Below are 12,511 nucleotides of genomic sequence, written 5' to 3'. Positions count from 1 at the left end.
ATTTAAGATAAATGCAAATGTAGTATTCCGCCGTTTCTAAATCCGTTGGCCGGGAGATTTTATATGCCGCCAGTCAAGAGAAAAGAGGTACTCCAGTTTCTGGTATAAATCCGATAGGTCAAAAGGTTTTTCCATGAGAAAGGTGGCGCCCAATTCTTTTGCTTCATTAAGATAAGCGGGATCAAGATTGCCGGTAAAAATAACAACGGGGATTTGCATGTATTGGGGCAGCTTTCGAATGCTGATCAATACATCTTTGCCGCTGATCCGTGGCATACGCCAGTCAAGAAACACAATTTCTGCAACGGTATCGGCATTGTCATTTGCCATTCTGGTGAGTGCGGAGTTTGCGTTTTTCTCGTATATTAAATCTACTTCTTTACAGCATTCATTCAGGGCAGAATTTAATATATCGAATTCATCATAGTCGTCATCGATAAGTAACACTTTTTTTGGAAAATCCATGTTTATCCGGTCTTGTAATGAAACAATGCGGCCTAACCAAAGGAGTCATTCGCCTGGCGAAACGACACTAAGATAAACATTGAACATTAAAAACGAGGGTGAATTCCTATAATTATTTATCTCAATATATGTGACTGGTATATTTACGACTACCTTTTTGATTGTGGAATAAATTCCGCAGCAATTTTGTGTATGTCTTCTTCTTCTTTAAGAGTAAGCGTATCTAAAAGCGACCTCAGGTGTTCTTTTATTTCATGTAGATCGCTGATAGTGGAGCCATATTCCAGCGCTGAAGCGAACTTGCGCATTTCATGAACAATTAAGGTCTTAAGCTGGGCTGCAGAGAACTGTTGAATACGTAATTCCATAAGGACTTTTTTATTCCATAATGACAATTTTCATTCCAGCCCCGGCGGCTGGATCAATAAAAGTTTCCAATCACAGTAACGTAAAGATCTTGTGTATTTCCATTAACAGACTTGATCCTGCCTATCTTACTTTCATTATTAAACCTGTCGTAATATTCAATATTGACTGGTCCAAACATACTCATTTTACCCTTTTTTTCAGCACCGGCAAAAGTATCGTAGTAATCAATAGTATAATTACCGAATGACTTCATTTTTCCTTTCTTTTCATCACGGTCAAACGTATCATAGTAATCAATGGAAATATTTCCTATCGACTTTATCTTTCCTGTTTTTTGCTCATTGTCAAAGTTGTCATAGTAATCAATGGCTATATTCCCAATGGATTTGATCTTGCCAATTTTCGTCTTATTACTAAATCTGTCAAAGTAATCAATGGCAACTCCGTTTATGGATTTTATCTTACCAGCTTTTTCATCACCATCGAAGTGGTCATAATATTCATCAGTTGATGAATCCTGGTTATAATCCTGCCATCCTTTCCTCTTACCATTGGTATTTACAGGATAAATATTGCCAGTAGAACTGATACGAAAATCAATCCCGGTCAACGTAAAAACAATAGAATGAATGGTGAAGCTTACTGGTTTGATCCTGACATTTATTTCGGCTAATTCCTGGGCTTTGCAAAACTGACCAGCAATTAATAGAATGAGAAATATAAAAGTAGATTTCACGGCCTGTTCTTTTATTTATTAATTGATTAAACGAGGGTTCTGTATTAAAGATAATATTGAAAGGACAGGATTAAGTAGATGTATGTAATAAATGCTTGTTAAACGTTCAAATGCCTGAACTCACGGCAAATAACAGGGTAACAAAGATGTGATTATGATGTAACATATTGAAACAGGTTTGCCTTTTATAATATATATTAAGCATATCTATCTTAAAGCGTTAAATGCGCGAACTTGGTTGTACCTTGAAACAAACAGTATAAGATGATCAGAATAGCTGTAACAATTGCTTTGCTGTCTCTGCATAGCATCTTTTACGGACAAGCCTCAAATGGCGGAAGGACGAACATATTAGCTGTCGATTTTTTAACAAAGAGGACAATTACGGCAGGGGATACCATCCTGATGAAGGTTAGGAATTTGTCATCGGCTAGTCGTGGGTTTACCATTGAAGCCGTTTCGATGAATAAAGAGCCCGGTTACGAGAGCGCTGTCTATTCTGCTTTCTTTAATAACGATAACTCGTTTTTCCAAAAGCTGGAAGCATCGAAAAAGCTTTCAAAAAAGGAAAAGCTTCCCTACGTACTTCCGGATTATAAACTTAGAACCTATGAGTTGGAAGGCTACTCTGAAAGATTGCTGACATTTATAGTGAAAGGAATACCGCTGCGAAAAGGAATACCGGTAAAACTGAGGATTACAACAGATATTATTAATGATGAATCTGAAACCGTGTTTTCTGATGTTTTGACTATTTCATCAATGCCGGACTAAGGGCTGTAGCCAACAAATCAAAAAAAATCCAACTTCTCTACAACCAGGAGTAGAAAAAATTTCTACATATCAGTAAATCAATTAAATTTGCACCCCAATTGAAGTGCCCAGGTGTTGAAACTGGTAGACAAGCCACTTTGAGGTGGTGGTGCTGGAAACGGCGTGCAAGTTCGAATCTTGTCCTGGGCACATTATAGCCTTGTAAGTCTCTGATTTACAAGGCTTTTTTATTTAGTGCTTGTCAGTTTTTTTGCTTTTTCCCTATTTTAAAATTCAATATTGTTGTAAAGGGAGATTTATAGTGATAATAGTACCCTCATTTTCCGCGCCATGGGCTCGAATAAGCCCTTTGTGTCGTTCTACAATTTGCTTCGACAATGAAAGTCCCAGACCGGTACCATCATACCTGCTTTTTGAATTAAGGCGCGTAAATGTATCAAATATCTTTTCATTGTACTCGGAAGGAAACCCTATTCCATTGTCTGATACCTCAATCTTTAAATAAGTGATCTTATCGTTAGAAATAGTATCGGCGCTAATAGTAATTACCGGGGGCACAGATACCTTTGAAAACTTAAGAGAGTTATTGATTAGATTATAAAACAGTTGATAAATTAAAACCTGAACACCTTCAATTGCAGGCAGTTTGTCATATTGAAATATAGCTCCTTTGTCTTCTATCAGCACTTCCAAATCTTGTCTAATATCAGACAATATTTTATTAATGTCCAAAATCTCCATTTTTTGCTCAATGCCATTCAGCGACGAATAATTCAAAACACCATCTATCATTGTTGACATCCGGCCGGCCGATTCCAGGATCTTTTCAGTATATATTCTGGAATCCTCATTTAAAATATCGCTTAGCTCATTCTTTAATCTAAGTCCGAAGGTCCTGATCTTTCGTACTGGTTCTTTAAGATCGTGACTTGCAACATGAGCAAACTTTTGAAGATCTTCATTTGAACGTTGGAGTTCCTTCGTTCTTTCATCTACCATCCTTTCTAATTGCATCCAAAGTGATTTCTTCTCAGTTATATCACTTGCTGCGCCAAACCATTCGGAAATACTACCATCGGGATCAATCACTGGTATTGCACGCGAACTTGTCCATCCTATGGTGCCATCGATCTTTAATACCCGATGTTCCAAATGAAATACAGTTTTGGATGCAATAGCCTGCTCGATTGCTAACAATACCTGTTCCTGATCTTCCGGGATAATATATTTTTGTAGCCAATTTGTATTGGGTTCATCTGTACTATCAAGGAAATTTCTACCGTCAAGATGATACATTTTTGTCCAATCGGAATTCATTCTATATATCACCTCATTTGAAGCAGCGGTAAGCGCACGCAAACGTTCTTCACTTTCTCTCAATGATTCGGCATTTTGTGTACGTTCAATGAGATCAGCGGCCTGACGTGCGAGGATATCGAGTAAATCCAGGTGGCTTTGCGGAGGATTGTAGGGATAATTCCAGTGGGTCGAGATCATACCAAGCAGTTTTCCTGTCCTGGAGTAAAGTGGAGTACTTTGGGCTGCGAAAATTCCGCCTTCCAAAAAAACAGGTAGGGTCGGTTCGTTTTGCACAAACTCACATATCCGGTAATCCGGAACAACTTCACGTTTACCCGTTCTTAGAACCTGGCCGCACGAACTGCCCGTATAACTATGTACCCATTCCCAGTATTTTTCTGCTTCCGGCGTAAATCCGCTACAAGCAAGTAACCGAAGTTTTCCGATGCTTCCTGTTTCCGGATAAAGTAACTGCATGGTTGCATATTGCGAACGCATTATTGCAACTGCAGCCTCAACAATTTTTTTATATAGACCGGTTATTCCATCTTCCTGGATCAGTTCGATACTAAGTCTATGTAAAAGCTGGGCATCAGCCAATTCTACTTCCAGTTGCTCTTTGCTCGGGAATAGTTTGCTATTATACTCATCACTTGTATAGGCAACTTTTTGATTATCATCCATAAACCAGAATTTAATAACTGTATGGAAATTTAACAGAGCAATGCTTTACATCTAAATAATTTTTACGCACTTATATCCCTTGAGATTACGTAGAAGAGAATCTTGTGAACTTGTCGCCACAACCTCAAGAATTTTGGTTAACTCTCTAAAGTCCTCTGGTTTTGATAGAAATAATTGCGCACCTAAATTATAAGCCGTTTCGATATCTTTTTTGGCGGAAGACGTTGAGTAAATGATAACAGGTATGCTATTGTAATCAGGGTTATTCTTTAATTGTTTCAGACATTCCCAACCATCTATCTTAGGCATATTTATATCCAAAAAGATCACGTCCGAGTTAACGAAATTATGCTTTGATAGCAGGTCAAATAATTCCATTCCATTTTCTGTAGTAATACATTCAATGCATCTTATTTGATTAATAGCTTCACAAAATATATTCGCATCATCAATATCATCGTCTACCAGTAGAAATTTTCTAGTCAAGGGGAAATATTAATGTTCCGGGTGTAATGTAAGTAATTTACTCACCGGACTGTCAAAAACTATTACGAGATCAAAATAGAAATGAGGTGTGGATTTTTTTCCACAACACTTATTATCAAATCAATAGATACATGTAATTTACAATGCTAATTAAAGCTTTAATATTCAATAAGTAAGGTTGCATAAAATTTAATTAATAATGGAAGCAAATTTGCATTAACGGTTACATGGATGTCTATTACCAGCAATTAGATTTACAGTCACTACTTGATTTGCTGGCAGAGGAAACGGAAAAATATACAAAGGCTTTTATAAGGGGGGATTCAACCGAGACTGCATATTACCGTACAAAGGTTAATACCATCATTGCAGAAATTAATCAGCGGAAAGAACGATTTAATCCACATCAGGATTGAAGTTTCACACAACTCTCCTTCTGATACAGTTCCTTCATCTCTTTGATAGTTGCGATATGCAATTGGAACATAATTTGCAAATTAGTTTCCGCATGTCTTCAATGAAACGACATATTTGCTTAGCCGAAGATGATCAAGATGATTATTACCTATTTTCAAGAATATTGGGAGAAATTAGTGACTCCAATAAACTAACCTGGTTCAAAACAGGAGAAGACTTATTGCAATATCTGAAAACTGGTAATGAATTGCCTGACATTATTGTTTTGGATATGAACATGCCGAAAATAGACGGTCCAACTTGTTTAAGAATCCTCAAGAAAGAGGTGTACTGGTGCCATATTCCGGTGGCTATTTTATCTACAGGAGACAGTCCGACTGCAATAAAAACGGCCTATGAGGATGGGGCACATAGATATTTTGTCAAACCATTTACAATTGAGGAGTTCCGAAAAATAATACAAGAAATACTTCTCCTTTAAAGGGAAACAGGAGGAACTAATGTCTTAACTAAGTATGCCTTTTACCGTTATTTAATTTGTCGGCAATTTTTAATTAGGCCTAGTATTCGTTCACGGGGCGGATTAACTTGGAAATAATCCGAAATAAAATTTTCACCTACTTTTTTTACTGCAATCAAAATGAAGTTATCCCATTCAACGGTTCGCAAATAGTATTTTTCTAAGCTGCCATCAGTACTTTCAAATATCATTGCAGGATGTGTAATCACCAAAGTTGCATCAATGCATAGATCTGAATTTGGTATACAAATTAACTGTAACAAATCGCTTGAAAGTATAATCGCATTACCTAATGGATCATACACTGTTTTTGTAATCGACAATTTTGGAAATATGTATTCAGGTTATAAAAATAAATACACCGCAGAATGCGACGCATAAGGCTTTTCAATGCAATAGAAATGGCATTGACCGCTACCTATAACCAGAGGGGAGAAACTGGTACCTAAGAATGGTTACCGTCATTTTAATAAATAAAGACTGCAAAACTTATACACAGTCATCCCAAACTTCAATTTGGATAGTATAGCCAATATCGAAGTACCTAACTATTTTTGTTGCAAAAAGACTTCGAGGAAGATCAGCCTCGTCTACTGCCGGAAGAAGTTCAAAATAATGTTCATCGGTCTTTACTACTTTAAATAAAGTTTCCGCTTTTTTAACGTCAGGATGCAGATATCTTATTTTATCTCCGCTATTAACTCTTTGCATTGAGATAAGAGGTTTCCACATAGGATATAGAATTTTTGTAAACAGTACTTAAATTATGATTTAATCTAATGGAACAAAAATGACGCCAATCATAAAACATTTATTACTTATATATAAATAAATGTAACCCCTTAGGTCAGAGGCCTTTAATTGGAGTTGTGAGGATCTCCCTGATAATTTTCCGAAATTCATCAATGGAGCCGGGTTTATGATAATATTTGAAAGCGCCAGCCTTGTAAGCCATATCTATTCTTTCAACAGCTGGTTACCCTACCACTAAACTATCAGGGATGGCAAGTTGCTACCTGTTTTTAAAAACTCAAGTAGATTCCCTTAAAACCATTTCCAAACAGAAAAAAGGGGCATTCCCCTTTTTCTGTTGACTTTTTTTAACCTAATCAGAGCTGTGGTGCCTGTTCACAGGCATAGGAAACATGAGTTATTAGCAGCACGGAAAATCATTTGCCATTCTTGAACCATCTTGATCTGCTTTAACAGCTATAATTTCGCGTTTGCGAATGTTAATTTCCTCAACAAGAGCATTGATGATATCTCGTTGTTGGCTACTTTCTTTTAAACCGCCAATAATAAAAGCCTTTGTATATTTTTCTGTTTCCTCCGCCAGCAAGTCAATTAACGTTTGCAAATCTAATTGCTGGTAAGTATGATGCATGTCAGCAACAATATCAAAAACTAAACCAACTAATAACAAAAAAATGTTATAAGTGTTAGCCCTTATTGTCGCATGTATTTAAAATATTATATTTGCGGCATATTTTTCTCCAGCTCATAACAAATAGTACTAGCACTGTTTAACAAATGTAGTAAAGCAGTCCCTTTGGGGACTGTTTTTGCTTTTTGGAGGCTTATTGTAGGAGTCATAAAAAATGGCCTATTTATAGTTGACATCAATGACTGATCGCATATTTGAACTGGAAACAATTTTCATCTTTCGTGATTATTCCTTGGCAATGGCTGTGGTTATACGAAGTAGTATTATCACACCAGAATCGCGAATAAACACATATCATTATTTCAAATGTCTGGCATTCCTTTTGCCCTAAGATGGAAATCCTTTTGAATAAGGTATTCATCATTTAATCCATTACCAATGAAACGAAACACTATTATCGTGCTCCTCATCATGTCTATTATTGCAAGCTGCAAAGTTTCCAGTCCGATTCAAAAAAGCTATACAGTCAGTGAAGTACAACAATGGTACAATAAAGATTCATCCACCAATTGCGTTCTTTACAGAGGAACCGACGCTCAAGCGCATCACTTTTTAAGTCAGTTTATAAATAACTGGGTATTTCTGACAATCAAAAAGAATGAATTGCTAATAACAGATGAGAGGCCTTATGGCGTGGACTCTGTCGCTAAATTGGGTTACTATTATGTAGACCCAAATAATCATTTCGCCAAACTCCGCGAATACTGATAATTATCTAAAGGTTGAGACCATAACAACAGACAGAATTTTGCTACTTGTTATAGTATTCTCAGGAGTGCTATATTTGCCTTGACAGACAGCATGCGGCAAAAAGCGTAAAATAATTGATACTCAGGATATTGAGATTCATGTCCTGGGCACAAAAGCCCCGACTGTAACGTCGGGGCTATATTATTTAGATAGTGGTTTGCCCAAGCTATTTCAAAACAATTCGGAAAGTCGTCCCTTTACCCGGTTCAGAGCTTTTTACAAACAGCTGTCCCTTGTGATATTGTTCTATAATGCGTTTCGACAGGCTTAAGCCCAGTCCCCAGCCGCGTTTTTTGGTAGTAAAGCCGGGTTTAAACACCTTGCTGATGTTTTGTTTGGCTATGCCTTTGCCTGTATCGGTAACATCGATAAAAGTTTGTCCATCCTGTTGCCAGATGTTTACGGTGATCATGCCCTTTCCTTCCATGGCATCGAGGGCGTTCTTCAGCAGGTTTTCAATAACCCAGTCGAACAGGGGAGGGGAGAGCATCGTAAAGATCTCATTTATATTACGGGTGTTCAGCACAAACTGTACTTTACCCGGGGCGCGCTTGCGAATGTATTCTACCATGCTCGATACCTGGGCCACAACATTATGCTTTTCGAGGTGGGGTGTACTGCCGATCTTGCCAAAGCGGTCGCTTACCAGTTTTAGCCGGTTCACATCTTTCTCCATCTCCTGCACTATCTTTTCGCCACTGTAATTTTCCTTCATGATTTCCACCCAACCCTGCAATGACGTTAAAGGCGTGCCCAACTGATGGGCCGTTTCCTTGGCCATGCCCGCCCAAACCTGGTTTTGCGATGACCGGAAACTGGTAGTAAGCGCCAGCAGGGTAATTATAATAAACATGCTCACGATAAACAATTGCACCAGCGGGTAGTATCGTACCTGGATTAACAGCGAGGTATGTCCATAATAATACAGGTTTCTTTCTTTCGGATTCAACGGATCAATCCATTCAAAAGTGGGGTTTTGCGACCTGAATTCGATTAATTTTTTACGGATGTAATTGCTATCACTGACTACACTGGCCGAATCGAGGTTCACATGATCGAGGATATGTCCCTTTTCGTCAGTAACAATAATGGGTACGGTATTATTTTCAGCAATGATGATGCCTACCAGTTTATCGCTGAGCCCGGTAGTGTCGTGCAGTAATAATTTGGTAGCTTCTACCCATTCTTCTACTTTTTGCCTTTCTTCGCGGCCAATTTTACGGGCCAGGTATTGGGAATAAAAGACAGTACCGCTTACAATTGCGATGGCAATGAGGGCTAATCCGGTTCTCCAGTTAAAAAGCGGTTGAATCATTCAACTAATTTATAAAAACCGTTCCTTTGCATCCTTTATTTGGTTGATTATTTTTACACCAGTATGTCAACACCACTCGTATCGATAGTGATCCTGAACTGGAATGGGAGAAATTTCCTGCAAAAATTTCTGCCGTTCGTGGTGGCTACTACCTATAATAATAAAGAGGTAGTGGTGGTAGACAATGCGTCTACCGACGACTCCATCGCCTATTTGCAACAGCACTGGCCAACGGTGCGTATAGTGCAAAACGAAGCCAATTTTGGATTTGCACAAGGGTATAATGAAGGGTTGAAGCATATTCAGGCCGACTACTATGTGCTGCTGAACTCTGATGTGGAAGTAACCCCCAACTGGCTGAATGCAATGGTGGAGTTAATGGAAAAGGACAGGACCATCGGTGCCTGTCAGCCCAAATTGTTACAATACGACAATAGAACACTGTTTGAATATGCCGGTGGCGCTGGCGGCTGGCTTGATCACCTCGGTTATCCCTTTGCCCGCGGCCGCATCTTTGATGTGTGCGAAAAAGATGAAGGGCAATATGATACTGCGGAACCCATTTTCTGGGCGAGTGGGGCGGCCATGTTTGTGCGCGCCAATTTGTATCATGCCCTGGGTGGACTGGATGAATACTTTTTTGCCCATCAGGAAGAGATAGATTTTTGCTGGCGCCTGCAACTGGCCGGATATAAGGTATTTGCCTGTCCGCAGTCAATTGTTTATCACGTTGGCGGCGGAACCCTGCCAAAGGGGAATGCAAGAAAGGTTTTACTGAATTTCAGGAACAACCTGGTGATGATGGCAAAGAATCTTCCGAGGTATGAGGCAATATGGAAGATCAGTTATCGTTTTGTGCTTGATTATGTTTCTGCCTTTAAATCTTTACTGGCAGGCGAGAAAACATATTACCGGTCGGTGATGAAAGCGCATGGCGCTTTTTTGAAATGGCTGTTCGTGATCCGGAAGAAAGGTCTTTTTCCGCCAAAAAAGAAAAATGAGCTGCACGGATATTTGCATAAAAGCGTTGTGTGGAGCTATTTTGTTAAAGGGAAAAAGACTTTTACAGAAATTGTTGATAATAAAGCGTGAACTTTTAGTTTGAACTATTATTTTTGCACCGCAATCAATTAGAGTTATGGAACAACTGGAAAAAGACCCCCGCGATAAAGACTTTAAAAGAAGTTGGGTGAATTCATCCGTATTTCTGTTTTACCTGCAAGTATTTTGTATCCTGGCATTCGTATTGGGTGGCTGCTATAGCCTGTACACCCATCGTTATAAAGGAAAACCCAAAGTGGAAATTCCTGCGAATACCCAGTACACTCCGCAGTATAAATAAAAAGTTTTTCAAGAAAAATTTGGTCAGTATTAAGTAATTCCTATCTTTGCACTCCCAATAACGAAAGCGGCTAACGAAAACGAAAGCTGCGAAGTAAAATAGGAAAAGTTCTTTTTAAAATACTTATCGTCTTGGTTGAAAAATCAGGACGACATGCGGAAGTAGCTCAGTTGGTAGAGCGCAACCTTGCCAAGGTTGAGGTCGCGGGTTCGAGCCTCGTCTTCCGCTCAAAATTCCATCCATAAGGTGGAATTTTTTGTTTCACTAAGGTCCTAAGGTGATGTACCGGGATCAGGTATTTGGTGTAGATTTAAATAAGTTACCCGGGTGGTGGAACTGGTAGACACGCAGGACTTAAAATCCTGTTGGCAGCAATGCTAGTGTGGGTTCAACTCCCATCCCGGGTACAGATTAAGGTTAGAAGCCCTTCGATTTATCGGAGGGCTTTTGGCGTTTTTTTAGGTATCATAATTTAAATTCACTTTAATATATCTTATGCAGAATAAGCCTGTATATATTAAACCTGGTAAAATTCCTTTATCAAAGGAGCAGCAAAATTTCAACAGGTTCGTGAAGCGTATTGAAAAATTGAAAACGCAATTACTAAGCGAAACAGATAAGTTGGAACAGTTGAATCGCTTATATAGCGTTGAAGTTTATCCAAACGTGTTGGAACAGGCCAAATTGAAAATACAGTTGTGCCACCTGCTGCATAATAAAAGACAGGAAATAAAGTTGTCGGCTAGTCAGAACAAAAAGTTGGATGACTTGCTGTTTGATTTCTTAGACGATGCTTTTGGTGTGGTAGAACCTGATGATGCAACAAAAGATCTTTATTCTAAATATAGCAGCTCCAATTATGAAGAAGAGCTATTAAATCAGGAGCAGGCTATGCAGGAAGAGCTTAGAGATATGCTTTATAATCGTTTTGGACTAAAGCTTGATCCCTCACTACTTACCGGAAGTCCTGATTTTGATAAAATTGAAGAAGAATTAAAAAAGCAGTGGCAACAAAAAGAAAGTGGAAAAAAGGCAAAGCCCAAAACTAAAAAGCAACTTGCAAAAGAGGAATTAGAAACGCAAAAGGCTGCGTTGAAACATAAAAATATTCGAAGCATTTATATTGCATTGGCGAAAATATTGCATCCAGATACTGAGCAGAATGTAACATTGAAAATGGAAAAAGAAGAAATGATGAAGCTGGTTACGGTTGCATATGAAAATAAAGATCTGATGCAATTATTGCAACTTCAAATAGTGTGGATTACAAAGCACGATGATCATTTCAATAACCTTGATGCAACTACATTGAACGCATATATCCATTTGTTGATAGACCAGGCAAAAGAGCTGGAAATGGAACTTCAAATGTTATATATGAATCCAGCTTATTCCGCAATATTTTCATTCGGTCGGCAGGATTTGAAAAGCGCCAGCCGGGAAATTAAATATGAAGGCTTTGCTTACAAAGAGATGAATGCAAAGCTAAAAGCGGATATTCAACAACTGGAGATGGGGAAAAGAACGAATGCCACTGTGGTTCGATGTATAAGAGAGTACTATGAAGATTCTATCGATGAATTTATTAAGAGAGTATAAAATACTTTGTGTAAATAGGCGCAAGTAACTGCTTAGAGCCGGCATCTGTTTTCAAAGATAGTTAAGAACTGATGAAGAATAAGCCCCCAGTTGTGAAGGGTCGCATTCCATTTCTTTTCGATATTCATGAGCGCCAGGTAAACCGCTTTTTGGGCGGCCATATCATCAGTAAACTGAACTTTAGTTTTGATGTACTTCCTGATGCCCCGGTTCACATTTTCGATGGTATTGGTGGTATAAATGATTTTCCTGATCTCCATGGGAAAATCAAAATAGCTGGTCAGGTTATCCCAGTTGGTTTTCCATGACAG

Annotated in this window: 16 protein-coding genes and 3 tRNA genes; 9 read left to right on the top strand and 10 right to left on the bottom strand. The window is 38.5% G+C overall.

Annotated elements, in window-relative coordinates; translation table 11 throughout:
* Window positions 1-36 precede the first annotated feature (36 nt).
* From BMX95_RS26880 to BMX95_RS26870, 3 genes are all read right to left on the bottom strand, one after another.
* The gene (locus BMX95_RS26880; protein ID WP_081198162.1) at window positions 37-465 is read right to left on the bottom strand and encodes a response regulator; all 429 of its coding nucleotides are present in this window, start codon (window positions 463-465) and stop codon (window positions 37-39) included.
* 149 nt (window positions 466-614) lie between these two features.
* Window positions 615-833, bottom strand: coding sequence for a hypothetical protein (locus BMX95_RS26875; RefSeq protein WP_081198161.1), 219 nt, complete (start codon window positions 831-833; stop codon window positions 615-617).
* Between the two features lie 53 nt (window positions 834-886).
* On the bottom strand, window positions 887-1,570 hold the full coding sequence (locus BMX95_RS26870) for a hypothetical protein (protein ID WP_081198160.1): 684 nt from the start codon (window positions 1,568-1,570) through the stop codon (window positions 887-889).
* A gap of 264 nt (window positions 1,571-1,834) precedes the next feature.
* Here BMX95_RS26870 and BMX95_RS26865 point away from each other — a divergent pair, with 264 nt between their 5' ends.
* Together BMX95_RS26865 and BMX95_RS26860 are read left to right on the top strand one after the other, a co-directional pair.
* Window positions 1,835-2,344 (top strand): hypothetical protein, encoded by a 510-nt coding sequence (locus tag BMX95_RS26865; RefSeq protein WP_081198159.1) that lies wholly within the window; start codon window positions 1,835-1,837, stop codon window positions 2,342-2,344.
* A gap of 105 nt (window positions 2,345-2,449) precedes the next feature.
* Window positions 2,450-2,533, top strand: a tRNA-Leu gene (locus tag BMX95_RS26860).
* An 84-nt stretch (window positions 2,534-2,617) separates the two neighbouring features.
* On the opposite strand, the gene BMX95_RS26855 is transcribed toward BMX95_RS26860, so the two are convergent.
* Window positions 2,618-4,327, bottom strand: a complete 1,710-nt coding sequence (locus BMX95_RS26855; protein ID WP_081198158.1) for an ATP-binding protein — start codon at window positions 4,325-4,327, stop codon at window positions 2,618-2,620.
* A gap of 51 nt (window positions 4,328-4,378) precedes the next feature.
* The gene (locus BMX95_RS26850; protein ID WP_081198157.1) at window positions 4,379-4,813 is read right to left on the bottom strand and encodes a response regulator; all 435 of its coding nucleotides are present in this window, start codon (window positions 4,811-4,813) and stop codon (window positions 4,379-4,381) included.
* Window positions 4,814-5,321: 508 nt separating this feature from the next.
* Between BMX95_RS26850 and BMX95_RS26840 the strand changes: the two genes are divergently transcribed.
* Window positions 5,322-5,711 carry a response regulator gene (locus BMX95_RS26840; protein ID WP_081198299.1) on the top strand — a complete coding sequence of 130 codons (390 nt, stop codon included), beginning with the start codon at window positions 5,322-5,324 and terminating at the stop codon, window positions 5,709-5,711.
* Window positions 5,712-5,758: 47 nt separating this feature from the next.
* On the opposite strand, the gene BMX95_RS34665 is transcribed toward BMX95_RS26840, so the two are convergent.
* From BMX95_RS34665 to BMX95_RS26825, 3 genes are all read right to left on the bottom strand, one after another.
* Entirely contained in the window at window positions 5,759-6,073 is a 315-nt protein-coding gene (locus tag BMX95_RS34665) for a hypothetical protein (RefSeq protein ID WP_133053865.1), read from the bottom strand.
* A gap of 166 nt (window positions 6,074-6,239) precedes the next feature.
* Window positions 6,240-6,482 carry a hypothetical protein gene (locus BMX95_RS26830; RefSeq protein WP_081198154.1) on the bottom strand — a complete coding sequence of 81 codons (243 nt, stop codon included), beginning with the start codon at window positions 6,480-6,482 and terminating at the stop codon, window positions 6,240-6,242.
* A 421-nt stretch (window positions 6,483-6,903) separates the two neighbouring features.
* A complete protein-coding gene (locus BMX95_RS26825; protein WP_081198153.1) occupies window positions 6,904-7,173 on the bottom strand; it encodes a hypothetical protein in 270 nt (89 codons plus the stop codon).
* A gap of 399 nt (window positions 7,174-7,572) precedes the next feature.
* Here BMX95_RS26825 and BMX95_RS26820 point away from each other — a divergent pair, with 399 nt between their 5' ends.
* Entirely contained in the window at window positions 7,573-7,902 is a 330-nt protein-coding gene (locus BMX95_RS26820; protein WP_081198152.1) for a hypothetical protein, read from the top strand.
* Between the two features lie 208 nt (window positions 7,903-8,110).
* On the opposite strand, the gene BMX95_RS26815 is transcribed toward BMX95_RS26820, so the two are convergent.
* Complete coding sequence (locus BMX95_RS26815; protein ID WP_081198151.1) at window positions 8,111-9,259, bottom strand: sensor histidine kinase; 1,149 nt, start codon at window positions 9,257-9,259, stop codon at window positions 8,111-8,113.
* 63 nt (window positions 9,260-9,322) lie between these two features.
* Between BMX95_RS26815 and BMX95_RS26810 the strand changes: the two genes are divergently transcribed.
* From BMX95_RS26810 to BMX95_RS26790, 5 genes are all read left to right on the top strand, one after another.
* Window positions 9,323-10,351 (top strand): glycosyltransferase family 2 protein, encoded by a 1,029-nt coding sequence (locus BMX95_RS26810; protein WP_081198150.1) that lies wholly within the window; start codon window positions 9,323-9,325, stop codon window positions 10,349-10,351.
* 46 nt (window positions 10,352-10,397) lie between these two features.
* On the top strand, window positions 10,398-10,601 hold the full coding sequence (locus BMX95_RS26805) for a hypothetical protein (RefSeq protein WP_081198149.1): 204 nt from the start codon (window positions 10,398-10,400) through the stop codon (window positions 10,599-10,601).
* Window positions 10,602-10,756: 155 nt separating this feature from the next.
* Window positions 10,757-10,829: transfer RNA gene (locus BMX95_RS26800), tRNA-Gly, on the top strand.
* A gap of 93 nt (window positions 10,830-10,922) precedes the next feature.
* Window positions 10,923-11,008: transfer RNA gene (locus tag BMX95_RS26795), tRNA-Leu, on the top strand.
* 88 nt (window positions 11,009-11,096) lie between these two features.
* Window positions 11,097-12,200: a hypothetical protein gene (locus BMX95_RS26790; RefSeq protein WP_081198148.1), complete on the top strand. Its 1,104-nt coding sequence runs from the start codon at window positions 11,097-11,099 to the stop codon at window positions 12,198-12,200.
* A gap of 32 nt (window positions 12,201-12,232) precedes the next feature.
* Here the strand turns inward: BMX95_RS26790 and BMX95_RS26785 are convergent.
* Window positions 12,233-12,511: transposase (locus tag BMX95_RS26785; RefSeq protein ID WP_177193725.1), on the bottom strand; the 279-nt coding region annotated here is incomplete at its 5' end.

The organism is Niastella yeongjuensis, assembly GCF_900110245.1.
GTDB lineage: Bacteria > Bacteroidota > Bacteroidia > Chitinophagales > Chitinophagaceae > Niastella > Niastella yeongjuensis.
Note: the sequence above shows the minus strand (reverse complement) of the source record. Positions and strands in the feature narration are given on the sequence as shown.